The sequence below is a fragment of the Desulfoprunum sp. genome (assembly GCF_053613775.1).
The window spans coordinates 281,986-307,851 of record NZ_JBSHXH010000004.1 but is presented as its reverse complement, the minus strand read 5'-3'; the positions used below and the strand labels follow the sequence as shown (position 1 = coordinate 307,851).

The 25,866-nt window shown below is 59.7% G+C and carries 24 protein-coding genes; 10 read left to right on the top strand and 14 right to left on the bottom strand.

What is annotated here, in order from left to right:
- Positions 1-5 precede the first annotated feature (5 nt).
- From ACWGKN_RS05465 to ACWGKN_RS05440, 6 genes are all read left to right on the top strand, one after another.
- On the top strand, positions 6-314 hold the full coding sequence (locus tag ACWGKN_RS05465) for a thioredoxin family protein (RefSeq protein ID WP_035227964.1): 309 nt from the start codon (positions 6-8) through the stop codon (positions 312-314).
- Between the two features lie 13 nt (positions 315-327).
- Entirely contained in the window at positions 328-2,211 is a 1,884-nt protein-coding gene (locus ACWGKN_RS05460) for an aryl-sulfate sulfotransferase (protein ID WP_424255016.1), read from the top strand.
- Positions 2,212-2,580: 369 nt separating this feature from the next.
- On the top strand, positions 2,581-3,999 hold the full coding sequence (locus ACWGKN_RS05455; protein ID WP_452094841.1) for an MFS transporter: 1,419 nt from the start codon (positions 2,581-2,583) through the stop codon (positions 3,997-3,999).
- Positions 4,000-4,190: 191 nt separating this feature from the next.
- Positions 4,191-4,412, top strand: coding sequence for a hypothetical protein (locus ACWGKN_RS05450; protein WP_452094840.1), 222 nt, complete (start codon positions 4,191-4,193; stop codon positions 4,410-4,412).
- A gap of 75 nt (positions 4,413-4,487) precedes the next feature.
- Complete coding sequence (locus tag ACWGKN_RS05445) at positions 4,488-6,056, top strand: sensor histidine kinase (RefSeq protein ID WP_452094839.1); 1,569 nt, start codon at positions 4,488-4,490, stop codon at positions 6,054-6,056.
- Positions 6,053-6,694, top strand: coding sequence for a response regulator (locus ACWGKN_RS05440; protein WP_452094838.1), 642 nt, complete (start codon positions 6,053-6,055; stop codon positions 6,692-6,694). Before ACWGKN_RS05445 ends, ACWGKN_RS05440 begins: the two co-directional genes overlap by 4 nt.
- A gap of 90 nt (positions 6,695-6,784) precedes the next feature.
- On the opposite strand, the gene ACWGKN_RS05435 is transcribed toward ACWGKN_RS05440, so the two are convergent.
- The 9 genes from ACWGKN_RS05435 to ACWGKN_RS05395 all read right to left on the bottom strand — a co-directional run bounded on the left by ACWGKN_RS05435 (position 6,785) and on the right by ACWGKN_RS05395 (position 15,788).
- A complete protein-coding gene (locus tag ACWGKN_RS05435) occupies positions 6,785-6,961 on the bottom strand; it encodes a hypothetical protein (protein ID WP_424255007.1) in 177 nt (58 codons plus the stop codon).
- Positions 6,958-7,650, bottom strand: coding sequence for a hypothetical protein (locus ACWGKN_RS05430; RefSeq protein ID WP_452094837.1), 693 nt, complete (start codon positions 7,648-7,650; stop codon positions 6,958-6,960). The genes ACWGKN_RS05435 and ACWGKN_RS05430 overlap by 4 nt, the downstream gene beginning before the upstream one ends.
- A gap of 154 nt (positions 7,651-7,804) precedes the next feature.
- Complete coding sequence (locus ACWGKN_RS05425; protein ID WP_452094836.1) at positions 7,805-8,872, bottom strand: zinc-binding dehydrogenase; 1,068 nt, start codon at positions 8,870-8,872, stop codon at positions 7,805-7,807.
- A gap of 41 nt (positions 8,873-8,913) precedes the next feature.
- Positions 8,914-10,017: an SPASM domain-containing protein gene (locus tag ACWGKN_RS05420; protein WP_452094835.1), complete on the bottom strand. Its 1,104-nt coding sequence runs from the start codon at positions 10,015-10,017 to the stop codon at positions 8,914-8,916.
- A 163-nt stretch (positions 10,018-10,180) separates the two neighbouring features.
- Entirely contained in the window at positions 10,181-10,711 is a 531-nt protein-coding gene (locus ACWGKN_RS05415; protein WP_424255001.1) for a 4Fe-4S dicluster domain-containing protein, read from the bottom strand.
- The gene (locus ACWGKN_RS05410) at positions 10,686-12,668 is read right to left on the bottom strand and encodes an aldehyde ferredoxin oxidoreductase N-terminal domain-containing protein (protein WP_424254999.1); all 1,983 of its coding nucleotides are present in this window, start codon (positions 12,666-12,668) and stop codon (positions 10,686-10,688) included. The genes ACWGKN_RS05415 and ACWGKN_RS05410 overlap by 26 nt, the downstream gene beginning before the upstream one ends.
- A 97-nt stretch (positions 12,669-12,765) precedes the next feature.
- The gene (locus ACWGKN_RS05405; protein ID WP_424254997.1) at positions 12,766-13,878 is read right to left on the bottom strand and encodes a molybdopterin molybdotransferase MoeA; all 1,113 of its coding nucleotides are present in this window, start codon (positions 13,876-13,878) and stop codon (positions 12,766-12,768) included.
- A 594-nt stretch (positions 13,879-14,472) separates the two neighbouring features.
- Complete coding sequence (locus tag ACWGKN_RS05400) at positions 14,473-15,300, bottom strand: amidohydrolase family protein (RefSeq protein ID WP_035232939.1); 828 nt, start codon at positions 15,298-15,300, stop codon at positions 14,473-14,475.
- A gap of 128 nt (positions 15,301-15,428) precedes the next feature.
- Positions 15,429-15,788 (bottom strand): hypothetical protein, encoded by a 360-nt coding sequence (locus tag ACWGKN_RS05395; RefSeq protein ID WP_424254995.1) that lies wholly within the window; start codon positions 15,786-15,788, stop codon positions 15,429-15,431.
- 68 nt (positions 15,789-15,856) lie between these two features.
- Between ACWGKN_RS05395 and ACWGKN_RS05390 the strand changes: the two genes are divergently transcribed.
- The 4 genes from ACWGKN_RS05390 (at position 15,857) to ACWGKN_RS05375 (ending at position 20,245) form a co-directional block, all read left to right on the top strand.
- Complete coding sequence (locus ACWGKN_RS05390; RefSeq protein WP_052160282.1) at positions 15,857-17,302, top strand: efflux transporter outer membrane subunit; 1,446 nt, start codon at positions 15,857-15,859, stop codon at positions 17,300-17,302.
- 35 nt (positions 17,303-17,337) lie between these two features.
- A complete protein-coding gene (locus ACWGKN_RS05385; protein ID WP_452094834.1) occupies positions 17,338-18,954 on the top strand; it encodes a DHA2 family efflux MFS transporter permease subunit in 1,617 nt (538 codons plus the stop codon).
- A gap of 44 nt (positions 18,955-18,998) precedes the next feature.
- Positions 18,999-19,475: a universal stress protein gene (locus ACWGKN_RS05380; protein WP_452094833.1), complete on the top strand. Its 477-nt coding sequence runs from the start codon at positions 18,999-19,001 to the stop codon at positions 19,473-19,475.
- A gap of 119 nt (positions 19,476-19,594) precedes the next feature.
- Complete coding sequence (locus ACWGKN_RS05375) at positions 19,595-20,245, top strand: TetR/AcrR family transcriptional regulator (RefSeq protein ID WP_452094832.1); 651 nt, start codon at positions 19,595-19,597, stop codon at positions 20,243-20,245.
- A gap of 179 nt (positions 20,246-20,424) precedes the next feature.
- On the opposite strand, the gene ACWGKN_RS05370 is transcribed toward ACWGKN_RS05375, so the two are convergent.
- The 5 genes from ACWGKN_RS05370 to ACWGKN_RS05350 form a co-directional block, all read right to left on the bottom strand.
- On the bottom strand, positions 20,425-22,449 hold the full coding sequence (locus tag ACWGKN_RS05370; protein WP_452094831.1) for an acyl CoA:acetate/3-ketoacid CoA transferase: 2,025 nt from the start codon (positions 22,447-22,449) through the stop codon (positions 20,425-20,427).
- A 120-nt stretch (positions 22,450-22,569) separates the two neighbouring features.
- Positions 22,570-23,406 carry an enoyl-CoA hydratase-related protein gene (locus ACWGKN_RS05365; RefSeq protein WP_424254988.1) on the bottom strand — a complete coding sequence of 279 codons (837 nt, stop codon included), beginning with the start codon at positions 23,404-23,406 and terminating at the stop codon, positions 22,570-22,572.
- Between the two features lie 24 nt (positions 23,407-23,430).
- Positions 23,431-24,549: a sodium ion-translocating decarboxylase subunit beta gene (locus tag ACWGKN_RS05360; protein WP_424255028.1), complete on the bottom strand. Its 1,119-nt coding sequence runs from the start codon at positions 24,547-24,549 to the stop codon at positions 23,431-23,433.
- 469 nt (positions 24,550-25,018) lie between these two features.
- Entirely contained in the window at positions 25,019-25,402 is a 384-nt protein-coding gene (locus tag ACWGKN_RS05355) for a biotin/lipoyl-containing protein (protein WP_452094830.1), read from the bottom strand.
- Positions 25,403-25,541: 139 nt separating this feature from the next.
- Positions 25,542-25,826 (bottom strand): OadG family protein, encoded by a 285-nt coding sequence (locus ACWGKN_RS05350; protein WP_035232932.1) that lies wholly within the window; start codon positions 25,824-25,826, stop codon positions 25,542-25,544.
- Between the last annotated feature and the right edge of the window lie 40 nt (positions 25,827-25,866).

The window sequence follows — 25,866 nt, the reverse complement described above, 5'->3', positions numbered from 1 at the left end:
ACCAGATGATTACCGAGATTACCGAACAAGAATACGAGTCGTTGAACCAGGCGGAACCGAAACTGATCGAGTTCTATTCCAAGACCTGCGGTCCCTGCAAGATGCTGTCCTTCGTGCTGAAGGATATCAGCAAGCAGAAACCGGAGTTTCCGATCTACATCATCGATTTCGACGAAAACCGGGAACTGAAGGAACAGCTCGGGGTCAAGGGCTTCCCCACCATGCTGTTCTTCAAGGACGGCCGGGAGGTCAGCCGGCTCGAAGGACTGAAGCAGAAACCCGCCATCATCGGTGCGATCGACGCACTTACCTGACAGGGAGGAAACCATGAGCAACAAAGTTCGCTATATCAGCCAGGACCATCTCATCACCCGCCAGAACCAGGCGGAAAAGGAATTTCTCGCCGCATTCGCCGCCGAGAAGCCGAACTTCGCCGCCCCCAAGGTGGTGGTCAACCCTTACCTGATCAACCCCCTCTGCGCCCTGGTGATGTTCACCACCCCCAGCGCCGTGGCCCCGACCCTCACCGTCCACGGCAAGCGCTACGAGCGGGAGAACATCAGCCACACCTTCGCTAGCGCCACCGACCATGTCCTGCCGGTACTCGGCCTGTACGAGGACTTCGCCAACACGGTGACCGTGTCCCTGCCCGACGGCAGCAGCACCACCCTGACTATTCAGACCGGCAAGCTGCCCGAGGATGTCTGCCGCTGCCTCAACGTCCAGGCCACGCTCGATTATCTCGGCGACAACATCATGTTCCTCACCCCGGCCGGCAAGAACCTGCCCACTGCCTACGACTACAAGGGCGACATCCGCTGGCTGCTGACCGAGAACACCATGTTCGACATCAAGCGGGTCAAAAACGGCAACATCGTCACCGGTTCCAGTCGTTTCTGCCACATGCCCTACAACTGCACCGGTCTGATCGAGATCAATCTGCTCGGCAAGATCTACAAGGAATACCGGATGCCGGGCAACTACCACCACGATCACTTCGAGATGGAGGACGGCAATATCCTCGCCCTGACCCAGGATTTCAGCCGCGACACGGTCGAGGACATGTGCGTGCTGCTCGACCGCAACACCGGCGCCATCCTCAAGACCTGGGACTACCGCAAGGTGCTGCCGATGAACGTCGGCGGCTCCGGCTCGCAGGATGCCCATGACTGGTTCCACAACAACGCCGTCTGGTACGACAAGCGGACCCACAGCCTGACCCTGTCCGGCCGGCATCGGGACGCGGTGATCAATCTCGACTACGAGACCGGCGACCTCAACTGGATCATCGGCGACCCGGAAGGCTGGCCGCAGGAGATGGTCGACAAATATTTCTTCAAGCCGGTGGGCGACCTGTCCAGATTCGACTGGCAGTACGAGCAGCATGCCTGCGTCGTCTGCCCGGACGGCGATGTCATGTGCTTCGACAACGGCCAGTACCGGGCCAAGACCAAGGAGAAATACATCGCCAACCGCGACAACTTCTCGCGCGGGGTGCGCTACCGCATCGACACCGACAAGATGGAGATCGAACAGGTCTGGCAATACGGCAAGGAGCGCGGCCAGGAGTTCTTCTCGGCCTATATCTGCAACGTCGAGTACTACGGCGAGGGCCACTACATGATCCACTCCGGCGGCATCGGTCGCGAGGGCGGTTACGCCTCCAAGTCGCTGGGCGCCTTCCTCGACATGAAGGATCCGAACGTGGAACTGCGCTCCATCACCGTCGAGGAAAAAGACGGCGTGGTCCTCTACCAGCTGGAGACCGAGGGCAACTTCTACCGGGCCGAGAAGCTGCCGCTCTACCACGGCGGCGACAACCTGGTGCTCGGCGAGGGCCAGGTCCTCGGCAGCCTGGAGGTGACCGAGGAGTTCGACACCGTGCCCGAGGCGGAAGAGGTGTTCGCCCTGCCCCCCTCCTTCCACAACATCTTCATCGAGGAGGACGAGGACCGTTTCGTCTTCCACGGCCGGTTCGAGAAGGGCACCCTGGCGATGCTCTGCCTGGAGAAGGAGGACGAGAGCCACAACTACTTCATCAACACCGCCGCCGTGGTCCATCTGGCGATGTGTTCCGGCGCCTTCCTCGAGAAGGACGACCGCGACGTCAAGATGCACATCAGCAAACTCGGCCTGCACGGCGTGTTCAAGGTCAAGCTGATCATCAACGACAAGAAGTTCCAGACCGGGGTGACGATCTGCTGCCCGTGATGTGACTGAAATACCAACATAACTGCCTAACGGCAGCGCAACATCCCACCCTGGTCACCGGCCGGGCGCAGAAGTCGGGCGATTATCATCTCGCTTGCCTTTTGCGTCCGGCTGCGTGCCGGGGTGTTGGTGTTTTCCCCGCCCTGCCCCCTTGCCGTACCAGTACATTCGACCTCCAACCTCGTAATGTTAAGTGAAAAACCTCGTAAGTTTGCGAGTTGTTGCAGGGGCCGCTTTTTCTTTAAATGGGGGCCATGAGCAGGGAACGTTCATCTGCCGATGGGCGTGAAAACTTCCCCAGCGAATGTGGCATTCAGCCGAATCCGACAAGGCAACGACAGTCTCACAACCCGACAACACGAGGTGAACATGGAACTCACGCAAAAAATTCAAGCCCCCTGCGCCCTCGACCTGGATTTCGAACTGAACGATTCGACCCCCTGCATCCTCGATGTGGGGAAGCGGGAAGGCCGATTCGTCAACAACTACTTCGACGGCATCCCCGTCCGCGGCATCCATGCGCTGCTGTTCTTCATCATCATGGCGGCCTATTTCTTCGAGCAGTTCGACAACTGGAACTTCGGCTTCGTCGCCCCGGCCCTGTCCCAGTCATGGGGACTGAAACCGACCGATATCGCCACCATCCTGTTCTGGTACTTCATCGGCATGACCTCCGGCGGCTTCGTGGGCGGGGTTATTTCCGATCTCATCGGCCGCCGCAAGACCTTTCTCATCTCCATCGTCATCTTCTCGGTTTCCTCGATCATCACCGGCTTTACCGACAGTTTTGTGGTCTTTACCATTTTCCGGGCCCTGACCGGCTTCGGCGTGTTCTGCATGATGGTCACTTCCCAGGCCTATATCGCGGAGATGGCCCCGTGCCAGACCCGCGGCATGTGGCAGGGCCGGGTGGCGGCGATCGGCTTCTGCGCCGTGCCGGTGGTGGCCCTGATCTGCCGGATGGTCATCCCGATGGCCGAAGACGCCTGGCGCTGGATCTTCTACGCCGGCGGCCTGGGGGTGATCCCCTTTCTGCTTGGCCTCAAGTATCTCAAGGAATCGCCGCGCTGGCTGGTGGCCCACGGCCGCGTCAAGGAGGCCGAGGACGTCGTGACCTACCTGACCGGCAAGGACATCGACCTGTCCGAGGCCGCCAGATCGGTTCAGCCCAAGATCTCGGTCATGGAAGTGCTGACCGGCATGTTCACCAGGAAGTATGTCGGTCGGACCCTGCTGATCATGCTCCTGTTCGTCTGCATCACCCCGGCCGGCTTCCTGCTGACCACCTGGACCACCCAGCTCCTGAAGATGCTCGGCTTCTCGGTCAAGGAAAGCCTCACCGCGATGACCGTCATCAGCATCGGGGTGCCGATCGGTTGCTTCCTCAACTCCCTGGTTTCCGATATGGGCGGCAGGAAGACCCCTCTCGCCGTCCTCGGCGTGCTGGCGGCAATCGCCGCCCTGGCCTTCGGCGGCATGAAAGGCCTGATGATGTTGACCCTTCTCGGCTTCACCGTCACGGTCTTCAACATGGCCCTGAACTTCATCCTGTTCTCCTATACCGCCGAGTCCTATCCGACGCGGATGCGCAACACCGCCTGCGGTTTCCACAACGGCCTGGCCCGGCTGTCGGTCTCCGCCTCGCAGCCGCTGATCCCGATGATCCATCAAGCGTACGGATTTGCCGGGATCTTCACCTCGGTCGCCATCCTGTTCTTCCTGCCGATCATCCCGCTGCTGCTCTGGGGCCAGCGGACCGGCGGCAAGAGCCTGGAAGAGATTGAATAAGTACCAGCCTCCACAACGCGCCATCGGCGAGGGAAACCGGGACTGCAATCCGGTTTCCCTCCCTGGCGTTTGTCGTCGTCATCACCTTTGTTCCTGTCGTTGGACCTTTTTCCATTTTCCGCCCTTATCCTGTAGAATACAGTTACCATTTCAGCAAAGCGGCAACCCGCACCGGCCGGAGTCAACCAAGCATGTCTGGAAAACAAGCACCAGGGTCATTTCCCCGCCATGTCGTCCATATCGTCCTGTGTCTTGTGACGATATTGATCATCGGCCATAGCGCTGTGCTCGCGGCCGAGCCCCAACCAGGCGGCGCCGGCGAAAAACAGGTGGTGGTCCTCTACTCGCAGCCACGGGATTTCCCGGCCACCGAGATGGTGGAACGGGGCCTGGCGGAAGGGATGGACAAGTAAAATCGTGGCTCGGTCCAGCTCTATTCCGAATATCTCGATCTCTCCCGCTTCCGGGATGCCCCGCAGCGCACCGCGTTGGCCAACCTTCTGCACAACCGCTACGGCGGCGGCACCATCGATCTGGTGATCTGCGTCGATGTGCCGGCGGCATATTTTCTGATGGAATACGGTGATAAACTGTTCACCGGCATCCCGGTCGTCATGTGCTCCATCCCCGAGTCGCTCAAAGACCGCATCCTCGCCTCGCCTCTCAAAAAAAACGTCAGTGGCATCCTGGAACCGGCTGCCGTGTCGCGGTATCTGGTCGAATCGGCGCTCCGGTTCAAGCCCGACACCACGCATGTCGTCCTGATTTCCGGGGCCTTTGAAAACGATCATGCCAGATCCGTCGCCCTCCGCGACGCCCTTAAGGCAAGGCAACCCAAGGTGGAATTTATCGACCTGACGGGTCTGTCGCTCGGGGAAATCTTCGCCCGCTGTGAACATCTTCCCCAAGGCGCGATCATTTTCTATTCGACCCTCTTCGTCGACGGCAAGGGCCGCAGTTACGTGCCGCGGATGGTGCTGCGATCCATTGCCGTCCATACCGACCTGCCGATCTTCGGCCTCTATGAATCCTACATGGGTGACGGCATCATCGGCGGGCCGCTGGTTTCCCTGCGTCTCGAAGGGAAAAAGGCGGCGGAGATGGCCCGGCGCGTCCTGGCCGGCCAGCCCCCGGGCGATCCTCCCTTCATCGTCCCCGACGACATCACCCTTACCCAGTACGACTGGCGGCAACTCCGGCGCCATAACATCGCCGCAAGTCTGCTGCCCAAGAACAGCGCCATCCTCTTTCGCGAGGCCACGATCTGGGATCTGTACAAACGGTATATCGTCGGCGTCGTCATCCTGCTGGTCCTGCAGACGCTGCTGATCGTCGGCCTGGTGTTCAACCTGCGGCAGCGCAAAAAGGCCGAGGCCGCCCTGCAGGACAGCCGGAGTGAACTGCAGACGCTGGCCGGCCGTCTGATCTCCTCCCAGGAAGAAGAACTGAGCCGGTTGTCGCGTGAGTTTCATGACGATTATGCCCAGCGCCTGGCGGCGCTGGCCATCGAGACCGGCACCCTCGAGCTCCATTCGGCGCAGCTCGAACCGGCCCCGCTGCGGGACCGGATCGGTCACATCAAGGAGCAGGTGATCAACCTTTCCGACGACATCCACGCCCTCTCCCGGGAACTGCACCCGGCGATCCTCAAGGACCTCGGACTGGAGCGGGCGGTCAAGTCGCTCTGTCTCAACTTTTCCGACCGGGAGGATATCCCGGTGAACTGCCACTGCGAGGCCCTGCCGGAAGATATATCGCCGGACGCTGCCTTGTGCGTCTATCGAGTCATCCAGGAAGGTCTGCGCAACATTGCCAAGCACGCCCATGCCCGGCACGTCGATGTCTTCCTCAAAGGCTCGGCCAATCGGCTGCTGGCGGCCATCGAGGATGACGGCGCCGGTTTTGAACCCAAATGCGCCCGTCATACGCCCGGGATCGGTTTGGCCAGCATGCGGGAGCGGGTGCAGTATGTCAAAGGGGAATTCACCGTCAGTTCCGAACCGGGACATGGAACGGTGATCTCGCTGTCGATTCCATTTGCACAGGAGAGGGCATGAAAAAACCGAGACTACTGCTTGCTGACGACCATCGCATGGTGGCCGAAGGGCTGCGCGGCCTGCTTGAACAGGACTATCAACTGGTGGGGATCGTCGAAGACGGCCGGGCCCTGCTCGAGACGGCGGACCGGCTGATGCCGGACGTGGTGGTGGCGGATGTGTCGATGCCGCTGTTGAACGGGATCGAGGCGGTTCGGCAGTTGAAGAAGAAAAACAAGGGGATCGCCGTCGTCTTTCTCACCATGCACCTCGATGTCGCCTACGCCGCCAGCGCCTTCGAGGCCGGGGCGTCCGGCTATGTGCTCAAGCATTCGGCCCCTTCGGAACTGCTAACCGCCATCAGCAGCGCCCTCAAGGGTCGAACCTACATCACCCCGTTGCTGGCCGGCGAACTGCTCAACTACCAGCGCAACCGGCCCAGAGGGGAAGAGCCGGGAGAGGAACTGGCCCGCCTGACCACGCGCCAGCGCGAGGTCCTGCAGCTGATTGCCGAAGGCCTTTCGGTCAAGGAGGCCGCCGTGCTCCTCGGGATCTCGGCCAGGACGGTCGAATTTCACAAGTACAGCATGATGGAGGCCCTGGGGCTCAAGAGTTCGGCGGAGCTGATGCGTTTTGCGGTCAAGCACGGCATTAAATGATCCTGCCACCCGCCAGGCGACATCTCGTTGGTCGAACGACCAGGCTTCCTGCCCAAACGCATTTGAGCAGGAAGATCATGCCTTTTGGCCTTACCAGCTCCAGACCTTGCCGAGCTTGACCTCAACCCGCATGTCATCGGTCGCCGTCGGGATATCATACTCCCTGACGACCGGGAAAAACAGGCCGGCGCCCAGCCACATATTCCATTTCGGTATGACATAGTTCGCCGTCGGACCGGCATAGACTTCGGTGCCGCCGTTGTTCATATCAGCGCTGTATCGCTCCCAATCGCTGGTGTTTTCGACGGTGAATTCCAGCCCCAGGTCGAATCCGGGGTTGAAGACGTAGTGATAAACGACCAGACATCGCTGCCGGGCGGATGATCGCCCCCTTCCTGACCGGTGGGCATATTCACCCCCAGGGAAACCGCAGCGCTCAAAGGGTCACCGAGCCGCTGCTGAAAAAAGGCATAGGTGCCGCACAGGGCAAAATCGGTCTGCCCATCGATGCTGTCCGATGCATTCGGGCCAAAGGCATCGCGATCGATGCTGACGTACCCCGGCACGAAGGCGATCTCGAAACGATCAGCCGGGCTGTACCGTAATTTCAACAGGTACAATGCATTCTCGGACGTTCTGGCGCCGTTGCCGTTATCGTCGACGATATCATCCTTGTCCCGATAGGAAAAATTCAAGGCGCTCGACAACATCCCCTTCGGCACGATGGCGCCGCCACTGATGGCGGAATTGACCGGCGTGCCGCTGGCCCCACTCATCTTTGCGACCTTTTCCGGTTGACCCGGCCCACCCGACACTGCTTGATCTGCGGCCACCGCCTCGGCACCTGCCAGGCCGGACATCAGTACCCCGCAAAGCAAAATTTTCCCGCATGTCATCTGTTCCTCCTTCCTTTGAAATTCAGTTGCACTTGAGCCCCGGGAAGTTCGCACTTCCATGACCACAGTGAAACAGAACATTGAACAGGCAACAGCTCGGAAATTTACGAGGTTTATACTTATTTCATACTGGGATTCAGTCAGATTCACCCGGCGTTATCCACCGTGGCAGAAAGCGGCTGATCGATGACCGATGAAACGCCGGATCATCACATTACCTGCAGGACTTGGGCTCCGGACAATCCTCAAGACCCAGATCATCGGCAGTCAGAATGGTGTGCTTGTCCGGCGGGGTCATGCGCGCCGCCGCGAACACCTCCCGGATCCAGCTCATGGGGCGGGTCTGCACGAATGGACTGAGGACAATCCGGCCCGAGGTCACCATCTCCACCACCCGGGGATAGTCGTCGGAAGGGCATCGCCCGCTGCCGACGACCTCGACATCCACTACGGAAAGACGGCTCCTGACGGATGCGATCGTGGCCGTTTCGGAGGCAACGAGGACGAGTTTTCCAGCCTGGCCGACAAGTGCCGCTGCCGCTTCCCGGCCGGACCTGGTTCCGGTGGCCGTAAATATCTTCCACCCGGATGCCGGCAATCCTTGAGACTCCCTGAAATGCCGCACCTCGACGGCCACCACCTCCGGCGTTTTGCCGGCGGCGTTGATCACGACATCGGCCCCCCGGGTCAGCATCCGGTGGAGCCGGGTGTCAACGGCGTCGACGACCATCACCGTTGCCGCCCCGAAGGCCTTGGCCATCTGCACGAGAAACGGTCCCATCTCCGCTGCCCCGATCACGATCACATAGTCCCCGACCGCCATCGACGCCCTTCTTGCAGCCTGAAACGCGGTGGCGACGGTATCGGCAACCGCTGCCATGTGCTCCAGGGGAATGTTGCGACGGTTGGTGATCGCACAGAGGTTGGCGGCCGCAACCGCAATGTGGCTGGAATATCCCCCATGGATTCCGCTGCCGTTGCCGACAACCAGTACCTCCCTGCCAAGCCATGATGGCTCTCCGGCCACCACGGTGCCGGAAATTTCATGCCCCAGCGTCAACGGCGGACGGCGGACGGTGGGAACGCCATCGTAGAAAAAGCCGAGATCGGTGTCGCAGACGCCACAGCCGGCGATTTCCACCAGGACCTCTCCGGCGGCAAGTTCCGGAACCGGCAGTTCAACCAGTTCAAATCCGCCCGGGATCGTCTCGCCCGTCTCGCTGTTGCGGGTTTCCGGTTGCAGCATCCGCCAGGTGGTGATCGTATCAGGTACCGAAGTCATGCTCTCCTTTTTCAGCAAGGTCGGGGGGCGTACAACAAACGTCAGGACCGCCGTTGCAGACTATCCAGATGCTGTAACCGGGGAATGATCTCCCGGTGCAGCTCGCAGGCCATCGATCTGCCGGCGCTGGTACCGGTCAACAATACTTTGTCATTGGGACATCCACCCTGGCAGGTGGTTTTACAGGCGCATTGCCGGCAATCATCCGGCAGGTCGTTTCTTGTCACGTCATAGTGAAACATTACGCTCTGCAGGCGGCGCAACGGGTCCGGGTCAAGTATGGTTCCGGTTTTAAACGTATGGTTACGGATACAGGGGCCGATCGTTCCATCGGGAAAGACCACGGCCAGTCGCTTGCCGCAGGGGTAGGGACTGGAGGGAAGGTTCCACGAGGGAATCAAGATGTCGAAGAGAAACGTCGTATGGACATCGAAGCCGCGAACGGCATAGTTTTCCAGCAAATCAACGACTTGATGATATTTCTTCAACAATTTTCGATGATATTCTCTTCCCGGTTCCGCATACAGATTCTTGTAGAATCGCAACCGGTAGCCATTTTCCATCCCGAAGCGGGTGATGTCCACAACCCGCTCGAGATTGACCTGGTCCAACGTGGCGGCGATGGTCTGGTTGATCACATTCGACCTCTCCTGGATGATGTTCATCCGTCGCGCCAGCTCTTCCAGGCTGGTGTCGGCGATGTTGGTGGTCATCCACTGGATCGATCCGAGATCATCCCAATTCACCGTATCCACCAGATCGGCGTTGGTGTTGACCAGCCCCTGCATCCCGTCGGTATACCTGTAGACGGCATCCATGACCTTTTTGATCCGATCCGTCCGCAGCAACGGCTCCCCGCCCAGAAAGTTGACGATGTTGACCTTGACGTTGTTCTGCCTCCAGACTTCGGGAATCCAATCGAGCAACACTGCAAATGTATCCTCATCCATTTCCAGCCGCTGTCTGCCAATCCCGGCTTGGTTGAGGGAATAACAGTATCTGCATTTCCGGGTGCATCTGTACGACAGGAACAGAATGAACCAGAACCGGGGAAATTTCTCCCACCCGGCTTCTCCCTGCAATCTGCCGTTGTCGAGGGAATACATTTTCTGCAGCTGCTGAACGTGCGCCGTTATCTTTCTCACAACTCAAGTCACCTTATTCCTATGGAGCGACCCGGCTTCGGAAACCGAGGCGTTCAGCCTCAGGTAAGCGGTCAATTGGAAAATGCCCTGCCTCCATATCGCGATTCCTGGATCAGTGCGGCCGACGGCCGGTCTGCATTGGGCGACCGGCCGATTTTCCGCATCAGTCCTTTTGCGAGAGACGGATCAGGGAACTGGTGAGCTTCTCCAGCCCGTATCTGTCGACCAGGGGCTCCAGACCCATCTCGAGATCTCCCATCACAGGTGATTCTTCCACTTCCTCTTCCCGCTCCTGATACGTCAGGACATCATTGAGACACCACTGGACGCACAACGGCGTTTCTTCGCCTTCGCACATGTCGCATTTGAGCGGCAGCCCGGAATCCGGCTCCTTGAACAGATCGCGGGATGGGCAGGCAGCCCGGCAGAAGCTGCATTCGCTGTATTCCTTGCCGCCCAGCACGTATTGATCCCGGCAGCCGCATTCGCTGCGGGTATAGTCACCGGCGAAGACAGGCAGCCAGATGTTCTTCAGGCGGTGGGTGGTCACATGGATACGGGCCCGGGCGGTATTGACGGTGCTGTACCTCGGCGTCGAGTGGTAGGCCGAGCACATCACCTCGCAGGTCCGGCAGCCGTTGCACTTGTCGGCATTCACCGTGATCGTCTTAATTTTCCTTGTTATCTTGGCCATCTTTCAATATTCCTCTTTTTTCCAGGTCATCGGCGACATAGCCCAAATCCAGTTCCATCAGGCGCTCCCTGGTCGGGATACCGTCATGATTCCAGCCCTTGTAGGTGTAATAGGTGGTCAGCAACTGTTCCTCGTATTCGGGGAAGCGATGCTTCCAGTGGTCTTCGGGCGGTTTCTCGTCGGCCCGGGTCATGCCCCGGCGGTTGTTGAAGGCCCGGTGCAGATTGCGGCTGCGGCTGACGATCTTTTTCAGCCCAGCCTCGTCGATATCCATTCCGGTCGCGGCCGAGATCAGTTTCGGGTAGTTGTGGATGTGATAGGGCGGCTTCAGGCAGAACGACCCCATCCCCGCACAGAGGCCGATGGCATCGTCGATATTGTGCAGCATCTCCATCCAATCGACGATCTCGCAGCACATATCCGGCGTCGGGTAATAGGGGTTGGAGTTTTCGCCGCGCGGGTTCCAGTCGAGGAAATACTGCTTGAACTTGTCGTCGGGGAGTTGGGGCCAGTCGGCGACGAACGCCTCCCGGTCTTCCCGCGAGGGGAACGGCCCCTGGGGCCAGTTGCCCTCGATCTGGGTGATGCTGATCTTCTCGTTGGTGGCATACATCAGATAATACAGGGGATCGAGCATGCCCAATTTGATGTTCATCTGCTCGTGCTTCTTGATGGTATTGTGGTCATAGGCCTCGGCGCCGTTGCCGATCTTGCGGGCGGCCCAGTAGGTGCCGTCGGCCAGGATATCGCCGATTCCCTCCCGTCGGACCACTCGGTCCAGGAGCCAGATAAACCGGCCCTCCTTGTCGGTCGGACACCCCTCAAAATCCTTGTCGGTAAGAATGCCGGCCTCATACAGCTCGACGGCAAAGGCCAGGATCTGCGGTGTCGAGAAGGAGTCGACGCCGTACTCGAAGGCCCGTTTGCCGATCCTGAAACCGAAGTCGAGGTTGTCGACATAGGCGCCCATCAGGTAGGTCAGTTTCGAGAAACATTTCATCATGTAACTCGATACGTCGCCATGGGTGATCAGGCCGCCGCATTGCTGCGGGCAGTTGAAGCAGCTGACAAACCGTTTGATCGCATTGTCCTGCGTTTCTTTCCAGCTCGTCTCGATGTCCTTGGTCCAGAAGTCTTTTCGTCGTTGGCGGGCGTTGCCCCAGGCAAAACTTTCCGTGTGCCACTTTTCATCGGTGTGCTTCATCTCCTGGGGCGAGCCGATACCGGAGAGGATGGTCATGACACCCGGCAGGGGATTGGTGTTTCGATAATGTATATATTTGGTTATGTCCTTCATGTGGGCCATGAATTCCGCCCCCCGGGCGAGACTGACGTCTTTTGTCCCCCGGACGGCAACCGCCTTGATGTTTTTATCTCCCATCACGGCGCCGCCGCCGAGTCGGCTGGCGCTCGACCGGGCCTGCTCGATCGAGGCGGTAAAGACACGATTCTCCCCGGCCAGACCGATCGCGGCGATCTGAGCCCTTGGCTCATTCAACTCCTCTCGGATCAATTCCTGCGTCTCAACCGCCCCTTTTCCCTTGAGATGGGTGGCATCCCGTATCTCCACCCTGTCGTTGTTGATCCAGATGTAGACCAGCTGCGGTGACTTGTTGCGAAAGATCACCTTGTCATAGCCGGCAAACTTCAGCTCCGTGGCCCAGAACCCTCCCATCATGGGGTAGGCCAGCAGATCCGATTGCGGCGAGACAAAGGACACCACGGTCCGGTTCATGCTGAAGGCGGGGGTGCCGCACAACAGCCCGTTACTGAAGATCAGTAAGTTTTCAGGGTCGAAGGCCTTGGTTTCCGGGGGCACCCGGTCCCACATCAGCTTGACGTTGGTTCCCAGCCCCCCGAGATGCAGCCCCAACAGATTCGGGTCGGTTTCGACCCGCTCGATCTTGCCGGTGGCTAAATCAATTTCTAAATTATATCCTGTCTCTGCGTATCTCATATGTGGTCATCTCCATCTATGGCTCGATTGATTCTCAACCATCCGAGACCGGTAGTGCGGAAAGTTCAACGCAACCAGCGGTTATCGACTGAGTTGATCAAGGAGAAGGCATTTTAGCCGGTATCAGCGAGGCCCTGTCTTCCCCCGGCATCGCCGCCCGCCCCCGATTGAACATTGCATTCAATAACAACAGGCCGCCTCCATCTGCTTCTTGACGGCCATGGGCTGCCGGCGGAGGGGACACCTGGGAATGGCCCATCATCTTACGAAGTGTCGGTGTGATAAACTGGGCGAAGGAGAGCATCGCCGCCGGCGGACTGCCCGGCAGTCCGAAGACGAGCCTGTCGCCGATCTTGCCGAAAATCGCCGGCTTGCCGGGTTTGCCGAAGATGGTCGAGAGGTTCATGTCCATCCCCAACGAGGCAAAGGTCTCCCGAACCAGATCATACCGGCCCTTGGACATGCCGCCCGAGGTGATAAGGACATCGGCCCGGAGGGCCTCGCCCAGATGGGCCTGCAGGGTCTTCAGTTCGTCCTTGACGATCCCGATGCACAACGGCACCGCGCCGGCTTCCATTACCAGGGCCGCCAGGGAATAGAGGTTGGAACTCATCGTCTTCCAGGGCAAAACCGGTTCATGAAAATCCGTCAGTTCATCGCCGGTGGTGACAATCGCCACCAGGGGCTTGCGATGTACCGGGACATAGGCCCGTCGCAGCGATGCCAATACCCCCACCTCCGAGGGGCCGATCACGGATCCGGCACGAAAGACCACCTCGCCTTTTTTGAGCAACGCCCCCCGCAGACGCACACTGCTCCCCCGCTTCGGCGCACTGGTGCAGACGACATAGCCGTGGTCTTCGGTGGCGAACTCGAGGCCGACGACCGCATTCGCCCCTTCCGGCACCATGCCGCCAGCCATGATCCGCACCGCTTCCCCGGCCGCGACCGCGGCACCGCAGGGCCTGCCGGCGGCCGATTCGCCGATGATCTTAAGAAAGACCGGGGCTTGGGCCGACGCTCTCTGAAGCGAGGCATGGTGGAGGGCGAAACCGTCTTTGGTCGAGATATCCGCGCCCGGAGTATCCTCGGTGGCGACAATATCCCGGGCCAGCACCCGTCCCAGGGCATCGAGAAAGGGCACGCTTTCGCTTCCCAGAACAGGTGTCGTCGCCAGAATCAGCTGATGTGCCTCATGAACATCTATCATACCAACCTCTTACACAGTATACCTCTGCAGAACCGGCGGTTATCTGGCCTTCCTCCCCTGTCATTCCTGCCGCGGGAAGCAATCGCCAGCATCGATTGATCGGTGTTCACCCGCCCGTCTTGCCGCCACCCAAACACAGCAATGCATAATTATTTAATGTATAACTATATAATGTGTAACCTTACCTGAGGTGTAATTTTTGTCAAAGCAAAAGAAATAAGCGACGTAAAGAGAGAAATACTGACAGTATTTGCCGTCACCAAGCCAAACGGCGGCCATGCAGGCAGGGCAGGCAATCTCGTTTCTGCCGATGAAGATTTCTTCCTTACGGCCGAGATGACAAGGAGGGGGGAAGGTCGAGAAGAGGGAGAGGGAATGGCTGGAATGATGGTTTTAATGTTGTCATTTCGAGCACCAAGGAGAAATCTCGGCTTTATCGCTGGAGATCTCTCCCTGGCGGTCGAGATGACATTGAGGGCGGTCGAGATGACATTGAGGGCGGTCGAGATGACATTGAGGGCGGTCGAGATGACATTGAGGGCGGTCGGGATGACATTGAGGGCGGTCGGGATGACAGCAGGAGAAGTCGAGATCTCAGTTCTTGAGGCCCAACAGCCGTTCGGCATTGCCGTGGAGGATGGCGGCCTTGGTGTCGTCCGAATAGGGCAGCGCCAGCACCCGGCTGATCAGCCCCTCAATATCCAGGGGGATGGACGGCCAGTCGCTGCCGAACAGGAACCGGTCGGCATACCGTTCGAGATTGGGAAAATAGCGGGGCAGATGCCGTGTGGCGATGCCGGCGATGCCGATGTGCATATTGCGATGGCGGGAGATCAGCCAGGCGGCCTGGTCATACCAGAAGGGCCGGCCTCCGTGTTCCATGATGATGGTTAGATCCGGGAATTCGTCGGCGACGTCATCCAGCAGCAGTGGATCGGCATAGCGTATCCTCGTCCCCCGGAAGATCGAAGAACCTGTGTGAAACATCACCGGCAACCGCTGCGATTGGAGGTAATCGAAAAAGGAAAAAAATGCCGGGTCGTTGGGGGAAAAATGCTGGTAGGAGGGAAGGAGTTTGAAACCTTTCATCCCCATCTCCTCCACGGCATGCCGAGCCTGATCGACATAGGAGGCATCGGCCTCGAGCGAAATGGAGGCAAAGGGGATCAGTTCTTCGTGATCGCTACAGAACCCGGCGATCACCTCATTGGAAACCACCCCGGTGGATCTGGGCGCGTATTCGGCGAGCATGATCGCTCGGCTCACCCCCTGCGTTGCCATATAGGCAACGACCTCCCCGGGATTGGGTCCGTCGGCGAAACGGGCACGGTAGCCGGGATTGTTTTCCCGGAAATAGGCAATGATTTCCGGCTTCAAGTACCGGGGGTCGGCCAGATGGACATGGAAATCGATGACGTTCATTGTTGTTCTCACTGTTCGGCGACCTGGAGGCTGACCCGGCGGTGGATCCGGCGGCGGAATTGGTCGGTGCCCCGACGCCCGGACGATGATCCTACCATCATTGTCCGGAGGTTACCATCATCTCGTGTTTACCAAGGGCAGCCTTCGTTGAACTGCGTCGGGGTAATCTGCCCATCTACAGTTGAAAAAGCCGCGCTCGATTGGGAGGCGGCGGTCGACAGCCACTGTCGTGGGCAACGAGGTGGCCGCATGGAGGTGTGAAAAGGCCTGTTCTCCGGCCTTGTCGACGGCTGTTGCCAGCCGTCGAAAGCCCTCTTTGTTCGAACTTCGGAAGACGATCGAGCATCGAACCACTTCTTGCCCCCTTGCTGTAACGAACAGGAGTTTCTGAAAAATTTACGCTTGATTTCTTTTTTCTCATACTGTACCGCACCGTACAGTTCTGGCAACCCTCGCCTCGCGGGGGTCTTTTTTTTGCCAATCGTCATTCCCTCTCTCCCAGCCGGCTGCGGAGAGAATGCCTCGCGGCGAATCAAGCAAACAGGAGAGTTCACCCATGTCCCCACCGTGCATCACGCCTCCGAACCCCATGGTCATCACGATTGCTCTGGTGCTGATGACCACCCTCGGCGGTTGCGCCCGGCTTCCTCAGATTGGCCAACGTGACCGCATGAAACCTGCCTCGGACTATCGGACCGCGGCGTCATTTTCCGCGCCGACCGGCAACTGGCCGGATCAGAACTGGTGGCGGACCTACGGCGATCCGCAGCTTATGGCGCTGGTCGACGAGGCCCTGCGCGACTCGCCCGACCTGGCCGCGGCGGCGGCACGTCTGCGTCGGGCCGAGGCCTACACCACCGTGTCCCGATCGACACTGATGCCGCAGGCCAGCGCCGGTGCCTCGGCGACCGAGCAGAAGTTGAGTTACAACTACCTCACCCCTCGAGCCATGCCCCCGGACGGCTGGCAGGATTACGGGCTGGCGACGATCAATCTCAACTGGGAGATCGATTTCTGGGGCAAGAACCGCGCCGGACTGGCGGCGGCCACCTCGCAACTGGAAGCCAGTCGGGCCGAAGCGGCGCTGGTGCGGCTGAACATCGCCGCGGCCATCGCCATGAACTACTCGGAACTGGCCCGCCTTTACGCCTTACGGGACACGGCCGGGCGCACCGTGGATATCCGCCGCAAAACGGTCGAGTTGTTTGCCGAGCGCTTCGCCAACGGCATGGAAACCGAGGGGGGCGTCGGTGAGGCCAAAGCCCGGCAGGCCGGTGCCGAGGGGGAACTGTTGGCGATCGATGAGCAGATCGGCCTGACCTGTCATCGTCTGGCCGCCTTGGTCGGCGCCGGTCCGGACCGCGCCCGTTCCATCCATCGCCCGACGATCAAGCTCGACAGCCATTTCGGCCTGCCGCCCGAGCTGGCGGCCAATCTTCTCGGGCGCCGCCCCGATGTGATCATGGCCCGTCTCCTCGCCGAAGCCCAGCTGCATCGCATGAACCAGAAGCAGGCCGAGTTCTACCCCAACGTCAACCTGATCGCCTTCCTCGGCGTCCAGTCGCGGGGGTTGGACATGCCGACCGAATCCGGCTCGGATATCGGCGGCATCGGCCCGGCCGTGTCGCTGCCGCTCTTCACCGCCGGCCGCCTGCGGGGCGAACTGCGCGAGCGGGCGGCGACCTATGACGAGCTGGTCGCCAACTACAACGCCACGGTGGCGCATTCCCTGGAAGACGTTGCCAACGCCGCCCTCAGCATCAAAGCGCTGGCCGGTCAGCTGGACAAAGGCAGGGCAGCCGTCGCCGAGGCGTCGCAGGCACATCGGGTGGCGCGCAACCGCTACGAAGGCGGACTGGCCAATTTCATCGAGGTCCTGTCCGCCGAAGATCTGCTGCTCAACAACCAGCGACTCCTCACCAGCCTCCAATCCCGGGCACTGTCCCTCGATGTCGCGCTCCAGCGCGCCCTTGGCGGCGGATTTCAGCATAAAAATATCTGATTTCCCTATCCATTAACACCAGAAGGATTGCCGATATGTCTGACATTACCGAATCGATTCCTACCAATGTGGTCAAATCAAATCGTCGCAAAAAACTGCTCATTGCGCTGGCTGCCGTCGTGGTCTTCTCGGGCGCAGGGGCCACGGCCTACTGGGCTCTGTACGGCTCGCACATTATCTCCACCGACAATGCCTATGCCGCGGCCGAGGTGGCCCAGGTGACCCCGGCGGTCAAGAAAGGCGATGTCCTCGTCAAGATCGACCAGACCGACGCCAGGCTGGCGCTCGCGCAGGCCGAAGCCGAGCTGGGACAGGCCATCATGGTGCCGCTGACCGGCTGGCTGGCGGCACGCTTCGGTCCAGTCCGGGTATTTGTCTGGTCGACGGCCTTGTTCGGAATCTTCGGCATGCTCTGCGGCCTCTCCACCTCCCTCGGCATGCTGGTCGTCGCCCGCATCTTCCGGGGTTTTTCCGGCGGGCCGCTGATGCCTCTGTCGCAGACCCTGCTGCTGCGCATATTTCCCAAGGAGAAGGCCGCGGCGGCCATCGGCCTGTGGTCGATGACGACGCTGATCGCGCCGGTGACCGGGCCGATCCTCGGTGGCTACCTGTGCGACGAATACAGCTGGCACTGGGTTTTCATGATCAGCACGCCGTTTGCCGCGGTCTGTGCCTTCATCGCCTGGAACATGCTCAAGCGTTGCGAAGCGGCAGCGATCCGCACTCCCTTCGACATGATCGGCCTGGTGCTCCTCGTCATCTGGGTCGCCGCCCTGCAGGTGATGCTGGACGAGGGGAAAAACCTCGACTGGTTCGCCTGCGACAAGATTGTCGCCCTGTGCATCATCGCCGGGATCGGCTTTGCCGCGTTCATCATCTGGGAACTCTACGACGACCATCCGATAGTGGACCTCCGGGTGTTCCGCCATCGGGGCTTTACGGTCAGCGTCACCACCATCGGTCTGGCCTTTGCCGCCTTCTTCGGCATCAACGTCCTGATCCCGCTCTGGCTCCAGAACTTCATGGGCTACACGGCCACCATCGCCGGACTGGCGATGGCCTGGAGCGGACTGTCGTCGATCTTTGTCGCCCCGATGGCCGCCCAGCTGGCGCGCAAGACCGACCCGCGCAAACTGGTCTTCTTCGGCGTCATCTGGTTCGGCATCGTCACGCTGTGGCGGGCCGTGGCCACGACGGACATGGGTTTCTTCGATGTCGCCATGCCCCTGATCGTGATGGGGTTCGGCATGCCGTTCATCTTCATCCCGACGACCGATCTGGCCCTAGGCAGCGTCGAAGCGCACGAGATGGATTCCGCCGCCGGCCTCATGAACTTCCTGCGCACCTTATCCGGAGCTTTCGCCACCTCGATGATCACCACCGTCTGGGGCGACCAGATCACCCGCAACCATGCGAAACTGGTCGGCCTGGCCGATCAAGACCTGAGCGTTCGTGCCATGCTGGACGGCTCAGGCGCCCCATTGGATGTGGTCAACCAGGTGATTGACTACCTGATTGTGCAGCAGAGCGTCATGTTGGCCACCAATCAGATGATGGTGGCCATCGGGGCCATCGTGATCGTCGCCGCGCTGATCACCTGGCTTTCACCCAAGCCGGCGCGGGTTGTCGAACCGGGGACCGGCGGCCATTAGTTGCTCTCTTCCGCTGTTAAAAAATCGAATCAAGGAGATCTTCCATGTTCAAACATCCGCTGGTGCCGACAGATGGCTCCCCTCTCTCCCAGGAAGCCGTGCTCCGCGCGGTCTCGTTCGCCAGCGAGGCGGGGGCGCGCATCACCTTTTTCTGTGCGATACAGCCATCGCCCAAGATGTACTACGGCATGGGGTCGATCTTTGACGCCCATATGCCCACCACCTTCCGTGAATCGATGCGGAGCACGGCCCAGGACATTCTCGATGCCGCCGAAAAGCTTGCCCTGGCGACCGGGGTCGAGTGCCGCAAGGTTATGCTTTTCAGTGAAGAGCCGTACGCGGCAATCATCGAGGCGGCCAGGCACAACGAGTGCGATCTCATCTTCATGGCCTCGCACGGGCGCAAGGGAGTCAAGGGATTTGTCCTGGGAAGCGAGACCCGAAAGGGAGTGACGCACTCCACCATTCCTGTTCTGGGTATTGACGCACTCCACCATTCCTGTTCTGGTACACCGCAGTGAGGCGTTGGCCACGACCACGTAATGCACCCGGGGTGCCGCACTGATTACCGACGGTATTTTTGCGCCCCACGGGATATGCTGCTGCTCACCCCGGTAACAGAAGGAGAAGCCCCACAAGGATGGCGAAAAAATCCGACACGAAACGACAGCATATTCTGACGGAGGCGGCGCAGGCGTTCCAGGAACTGGGTTTCGAGCGGACCACCATGTCGGAGATCTGCGCCCGGATGGGCGGTTCGAAGGCGACCCTGTACAACTATTTCCCTTCCAAGGAAGTGTTGTTTTTCGAGATCATGTATCTCTCGACCGAGGCCGAATTCCAGGCCGTCCACTCGGCGATCGATCCGTCGACGGATGATATTGTCACGTCCCTGCAAAATTTCGGTGAACGCCTGCTGACCATCCTCTACTCCCCGCAGGTCCGGGCGAACCGGCATCTGTCCATCTCCGAATCGGGCCATTCGGAGTTGGGCCGCCTGGTCTACGAGCGCCGGGTCCAACGCAGCCAGGACCTGGTGGCGGATTTCATCCGCAAGGCCATGGATCACGGCAAACTGCGTCAGGCCGATGCGGTCGTGGCGACAAAACACCTCTACAGCCTGCTGGAGGCCGAGTTGATCGACCGGTTTCTCTTTCAACTGCTGGAAGAGGTCAGCCGCGACGAGATCAGGCAGGTGACGGCCCGGGCGGTCGCGGTTTTCATGGCCGCCTATGGTCCGGCGGGGAAAATCGCCCCCGAGACGCGAGGCGCGTCCCGACAGGAGCCGTAGCTCCGACCCGCCGAGAGCCCCTCCCCACTCTCGGCCCCGTTCACAGATGGGCCAGGCCGGAGTCGAGAGTGCGCCCTGGCCGAGGTTCCGGCGGCCGGTGCCGGGAAAGGTCGATTTCCCGGCACCCTGGCCGCTTGTCAGGAAATTATTGCCCGTTGCAGCATCCCGGGGTTAACGACTCATTTGGGAGCCATTGCCCTTCGGGCTTCTTCCTTGCTTTCGTAAATGTGGGGCGAAACTCCCCGCTTCTGCAGTTCGTCACCGAGTTTCATCCGCAGGAAGGTACTGGTCGTATAGCGGGTGACGCTCTCGTAGTATTGGGCGGCGTATTTCACCATTTCCACGTATTCGTCGACCAGGTGCGGCGAGACGTTGAAGTTGTCGTAGTTGGCGACGGTGTGCACCTTCCGGTCGAGAGGCTCCAGTATCGATCCGACCAACTGTTTCATCTCCTGAATCTCGTCACTGGTTTTCATGTAGTAGTTTTCGAGGTTGATGAAAAAGATGTTATCTTCCGCCTGGTATTTGAAACGATCCTCCATGGGAATGTTCAAAAGGTCGTCCTTGATCCCCATGCGACGGAGCCGGAAAAGTCGTTCGTCCATGAGCCTCGGCGGTCGGCGCATGACGGGCTTGAAATCCATGAGCGCCAGGACCTGGCCGTCCAGGTCGATTCCCGGAGCGATCTCAATCAATTCCAGCCCTTCCTCGCACAAGGTGAAGACACAGCGCTCGGTGACATACAGCACCTGCTGCCGAATGCTGACGGCATACTTCCCGCTGAACGTTTTCTGTTCCACCTGGCGGACGAACTTCTTCTCCCGCCCTTCCTGGTCGATGATCAGTTTGCCGTCCTCGACCGATGTCTTGAGCCCGCCGGCGGTGAACGTCCCGACAAAACAGACTTTCTTGGCATTCTGGCTGATGTCGATGAACCCGCCCGGACCGGTGAACCGTGGCCCGAACTTGCTGACGTTGACGTTTCCTTCCACGTCCGTCTCCGCCATGCCGAGGAAGGCGATGTCGAGGCCGCCACCGTCGTAAAAGTCGAATATGGCGTTCTCGGCGATCAGGGCGTCGGAGTTGACGCCGGCGCCAAAATCCAGCCCTCCCATCACCAGGCCGCCGATAATGCCCGATTCCGCCGTCAGGGTGGCATATTCCAGCACCCGTTCCTCGTTGGCCACCCGCGACACCCCTTCCGGCATGCCGATGCCGAGGTTGACGATGCTGTTGGGCTTCAACTCGAAGGCGGCGCGGCGGGCGATGATCTTGCGTTCGCCCATTTCCAGCGGCGGGATCGCCTGCATCGGGACCCGGTGCTCGCAGCTGAAGGCGACACTGTATGGCGTACCGAAGGTCTGCCAGTGGTTCTCGGGCTTGGCCACCACCACGCAGTCGACCAGGATCCCGGGGATGACGACATTGCGGGCACTGAGCGTGCCGCTGTCGGCGAGCCGTTCAACCTGAACGATCACGACCCCGCCGGAGTTCCGGGCGGCCTGGGCCATGGCCAGCGCATCGAGGACCATGCACTCTTTCTCCATGGTGATGTTGCCGTCCGGGTCGGCAGTCGTCCCGCGGAGGAAGGCGACATTGATGGGGAATGATTTGTAGAAGAGATAGTCCTTGCCATCGATATTCATCAAGGTGATGAGATCTTCACCCTGGGTCTTGGTCAGTTCGTTGAGCTTGCCGCCATCGACCCGGGGATCGATGAAGGTGCCGAGGCCGACATGGGTCAGATTGCCCGGCTTGCCGGCGGCGATGTCGCGATAGAGTTGGGTCACGGCCCCCATCGGGACGTTGTAGGCGAGAATCTTGTTTTCATGGATCAGTTTTCCCAGCCCCGGGGTCAAACCGGTATGGCCGCAGATGACTCTCCCCACCAGGCCCTCGAGGGCGAGGTGATTGAGGCCCTTGCCCTTGCCGTCCCCCTGGCCGGCCGGATAGGTCAGCGTCAGATTTCTCGGCCGGCCGGTCTTGAGAAACCGCTCTTTGAGGGCGATGGCCAGTTCCTCGGCAAAACCGGCCCCGACAAAACCGGCCGTCACGATGGTGTCGTTGTCGCGGATCAGGTCGATGGCCTCCTCGGCCGAGACGATCTTGCCCTTCTTGATCCGCATGGCCGATATCGGGTCGACCATCGGGTGCCCGATCTCTTTCAAGTGCATTTTCCCGATCAACGGATTGATCTCTTGCATCACACAACTCCCTTATAAATTTACAAGGACGATTAAACCAGAAGATCCAGAATTCATCGTGCGGACATGCTATTTAATCGTATTTTTTCAATAATTTGTGTTACCACCTCGCCAGTTGTCCTATTCCCCCTTGAAACGTGGCGCCCTCTTTTCGAGAAAGGCGCCCACCGCTTCCAGGTGATCGCCGGTATGATGGGCCATGGCCTGAAAACAGGCGCATAGTTCGAGAAAATCCGGAAGTTCGCTGCGTTGGGCCAGCTTCATCATCCGCTTGGTCAGGCGCAGGGCCTGGGGCGGCTTGGCCGCTATCTGCCCGGCCAATTCGCGGGCGCGTGCCATCAGGGTCTCGGGTTCCACCACTTCGAGGAACAGGCCCAGACTCAGGGCCTCATAGGCCGAGACCAGCCGACCGGTAAAGGTCAGTTCGGCAGCCCGCTGGTAACCGACCAGTCGCTGCAGGAACCAGGCCCCTCCGTCCCCCGGTGTGATGCCCATGTTGATGAAGGCCTCGCTCACCGCGGCCCGAGTCGAGGCGATGCGGATGTCGCACATGCAGGCGAGATCAAAACCAGCCCCGATCGCCGGGCCGTTGACGGCGGCGATGATCGGCACCTCGGCCCCGTGCACGACCAGCGGTATCTGCTGAATCCCCCGTCGATACTGGTCCTGCAGGTCGATCGGCGTGCCCTGAAAGCTGCCGGAGCGATCATGCATTTCCTTGACGTTGCCGCCGGAAGAAAAGGCCGTGCCATCGCCGGTGATGATCAGCACCGAAATCCCGTCATTGCCGTTGACCCAGGCAACCGTCTGCAGGATGTCGTCGATCAGCTGCGTGCCGGTCAGGGCATTGCGGACATCATCCCGCTGGAAGGTCAGGACAGCTACCCGACCTTCCACCTCCATGAGTGAATTCTGTAACTGTGGCAGTCCGCCGGCCTTGGGTGCGACAGAATCCATACAACCTCCCATCGATATAAACGGCTAGAGCAGCGCCAGAAGCACGCCGGCGGCCACGGCCGAGCCGATGACCCCGGAGACATTCGGACCCATGGCGTGCATGATCAGGTGATTCTGCGGATTGGCCTCGAGACCGACCTTGTTGACCACCCGGGCGGCCATCGGTACCGCCGACACCCCGGCCGCGCCGATGAGCGGATTGATCGGGTTTTTCGAGAGCTTGTTCATCAATTTGGCCATCAGGACGCCGCCGGCGGTGCCGATGCTGAAGGCGATCATGCCCAGGACCAGGATGCCGAGGGTCTCGACATTGAGGAATTTATCGGCCGACAGTTTGCTGCCGACAGCCAGGCCAAGAAAGATGATGACCGTATACATCAGGGCATTTTTCATGACATCGGAGAGCTTGTCGACGACACCGCACTCCTTGGCCAGATTGCCGAGCATGAACATACCGATCAGCGGTGCGGCCGACGGCAGCAGTACTGCACAGATGGTCAGCACCAGCAGGGGCAGGATGATTTTCTCCATTTTCGATACATGCCGCAGCTGCACCATCTTGATCTTTCTTTCCTCCTCGGTGGTCAGCCACTTCATGATCGGTGGCTGGATCAGCGGAACTAACGCCATGTAGGAGTAAGCGGCAATGGCGATTGAACCCAGCAGACGAGGAGAAAGCCGGCTGGCCAGGAAGATCGCCGTCGGACCGTCGGCGCCGCCGATGATCCCGATGGAGGCGGCATCCCGCAGGGAAAAATTGATGCCGGGCACCAGGTCAGAAAGCCACAGGGCCCCGAGCAGAGTGGCGAAAATGCCCAATTGTGCCGCCCCGCCGAGCAGAATGGTCATCGGATTGGCAATCATCGGGCCGAAGTCGGTCAGGGCTCCGACCCCCATGAAGATCAGCAGCGGAAAGACCCCGGTATTGATCCCCACGTCATAGATATAGGCGAGGATTCCCCCCGGTTCGGCAATCCCGGCCAGCGGAATGTTGGAGAGGATGGCGCCATAGCCGATGGGAATCAGCAGCAGCGGCTCGAAACCTTTGAAGATGCCGAGGTAGAGGAGCACCAGGCCGACGGATATCATCAGCACCCGGCCGATGCCGACTGTCCAGTCCTGGGTCGTCTGCGCCTCGAATATGCCGTACGCCCCGGTGGTTTTGGCAAGAGCGACAAGAAGTCCGGAGATGGACGGCAGCGTTCCGCCGCCGCCGACGGCGGGCTGGTCGGCAACCACCGGGGTTGTGGCAATGGTTCCAAGCAGGTCGTCCTTGTGGACTTTCTGGTAGGCGACAGCCTTCATACTGGTGATTTTTCCAGCCGAACCGGCCTTCAGGACGATCACCGTGCCGTCCTCCTTTTTCAGGGTCGCGATCTCGTCGCCGCTATAGACGAAGCTGTCCTGATGGGCGAGAACCCGAATTATTTTTGCGTCTGCCGGCGCGACTATATCTACCGTTTCGTCCGCCGCGAGGGCGGCATGCGACCAGGTACACAGCCATGTCAGCAATAGAAATATGAAAAATTTGAATTTCATAATACCTACCCGATATGAGCAAAGAAGAGAGGCTTACCGGTCAAAGACCGGTAAGCAGGAAACCTGCACCCTGTCAGCCGATGGTGAGAAGCGGCTCAGAGGCCTGGACGGCATCGCCGGCGCCAACGTGGATGGCAAGAATCTTGCCGGCGCAGGGGGCGTTGACCTCGGATTCCATTTTCATGGCTTCCATCACCACCAGCGGTTGATTGACGACAACGTTCTCGCCGACATCAACCAGGATTTTGATGATATTACCTGGCGTCGGGGCATCGACGTCGGTTCCTTCTTTTTCCGGAGCGGCAGCCGCTGCCGGGGCGACCGTGATCCCGCCCGCCGTCGGCACCTGGGAACCGTCCGCCAAAGCGACGGTGACGTTGTACGTCTGGTTGTTGACAGTGATGATGTAATTACGCGTCCCGGCAGCTGCAGGACCCGTCGAGGTGGTATCGCTCATTGTTTCACTCCCTTTTTGTGCTCGCAGTTTCTCTTTCGCTCGAGTTATTCAAGCTGTGACTCTTGGTGGGTTTGGTGTATTCCGATCCGGTGGGGGGACAGGCACTCGCCTTCCTCCCAGAGTCTGTAATCAAATATTATTACCGAATACCCATATCACTCTCGTAGGCGGCAACGGCGGCGGCGATGACTGCAAATTCCGCCCCTCCATCACTGACAGGTACTGATACTGGTACTGGTACTGCTCGTGCTTTTTTTCTTTTACTGGCCAGGATGGCTCGATCGTTGGCAATCGCCTGAATTTCGCGCGCCGCGGCTCCCCGGGTCAGGAATGCCACCAATTTGATGAAGTAAATCATCAACAAAAGAAAGAGCATGACGGTGGTCATGCCGACGACCATAAGTTTGACACCTTCAAAAATCATTGGACTCTTGCCTCACTTGTAGTGCAGGGGGGCCTGCTGA

Excerpts from the sequence above, each read along its gene's own strand:
- ACWGKN_RS05465 (WP_035227964.1), top strand. The coding sequence starts at position 6 with ATGATTACCGAGATTACCGAACAAGAATACGAGTCGTTGAACCAGGCG.
- ACWGKN_RS05460 (WP_424255016.1), top strand. The coding sequence starts at position 328 with ATGAGCAACAAAGTTCGCTATATCAGCCAGGACCATCTCATCACCCGC.
- ACWGKN_RS05455 (WP_452094841.1), top strand. The coding sequence starts at position 2,581 with ATGGAACTCACGCAAAAAATTCAAGCCCCCTGCGCCCTCGACCTGGAT.
- ACWGKN_RS05450 (WP_452094840.1), top strand. The coding sequence starts at position 4,191 with ATGTCTGGAAAACAAGCACCAGGGTCATTTCCCCGCCATGTCGTCCAT.
- ACWGKN_RS05440 (WP_452094838.1), top strand. The coding sequence starts at position 6,053 with ATGAAAAAACCGAGACTACTGCTTGCTGACGACCATCGCATGGTGGCC.
- ACWGKN_RS05435 (WP_424255007.1), bottom strand. The coding sequence starts at position 6,961 with ATGAACAACGGCGGCACCGAAGTCTATGCCGGTCCGACGGCGAACTAT.
- ACWGKN_RS05430 (WP_452094837.1), bottom strand. The coding sequence starts at position 7,650 with ATGGAAGTGCGAACTTCCCGGGGCTCAAGTGCAACTGAATTTCAAAGG.
- ACWGKN_RS05425 (WP_452094836.1), bottom strand. The coding sequence starts at position 8,872 with ATGACTTCGGTACCTGATACGATCACCACCTGGCGGATGCTGCAACCG.
- ACWGKN_RS05415 (WP_424255001.1), bottom strand. The coding sequence starts at position 10,711 with ATGGCCAAGATAACAAGGAAAATTAAGACGATCACGGTGAATGCCGAC.
- ACWGKN_RS05410 (WP_424254999.1), bottom strand. The coding sequence starts at position 12,668 with ATGAGATACGCAGAGACAGGATATAATTTAGAAATTGATTTAGCCACC.
- ACWGKN_RS05405 (WP_424254997.1), bottom strand. The coding sequence starts at position 13,878 with ATGATAGATGTTCATGAGGCACATCAGCTGATTCTGGCGACGACACCT.
- ACWGKN_RS05400 (WP_035232939.1), bottom strand. The coding sequence starts at position 15,300 with ATGAACGTCATCGATTTCCATGTCCATCTGGCCGACCCCCGGTACTTG.
- ACWGKN_RS05395 (WP_424254995.1), bottom strand. The coding sequence starts at position 15,788 with ATGACGATTGGCAAAAAAAAGACCCCCGCGAGGCGAGGGTTGCCAGAA.
- ACWGKN_RS05390 (WP_052160282.1), top strand. The coding sequence starts at position 15,857 with ATGTCCCCACCGTGCATCACGCCTCCGAACCCCATGGTCATCACGATT.
- ACWGKN_RS05385 (WP_452094834.1), top strand. The coding sequence starts at position 17,338 with ATGTCTGACATTACCGAATCGATTCCTACCAATGTGGTCAAATCAAAT.
- ACWGKN_RS05380 (WP_452094833.1), top strand. The coding sequence starts at position 18,999 with ATGTTCAAACATCCGCTGGTGCCGACAGATGGCTCCCCTCTCTCCCAG.
- ACWGKN_RS05375 (WP_452094832.1), top strand. The coding sequence starts at position 19,595 with ATGGCGAAAAAATCCGACACGAAACGACAGCATATTCTGACGGAGGCG.
- ACWGKN_RS05370 (WP_452094831.1), bottom strand. The coding sequence starts at position 22,449 with ATGCAAGAGATCAATCCGTTGATCGGGAAAATGCACTTGAAAGAGATC.
- ACWGKN_RS05365 (WP_424254988.1), bottom strand. The coding sequence starts at position 23,406 with ATGGATTCTGTCGCACCCAAGGCCGGCGGACTGCCACAGTTACAGAAT.
- ACWGKN_RS05355 (WP_452094830.1), bottom strand. The coding sequence starts at position 25,402 with ATGAGCGATACCACCTCGACGGGTCCTGCAGCTGCCGGGACGCGTAAT.
- ACWGKN_RS05350 (WP_035232932.1), bottom strand. The coding sequence starts at position 25,826 with ATGATTTTTGAAGGTGTCAAACTTATGGTCGTCGGCATGACCACCGTC.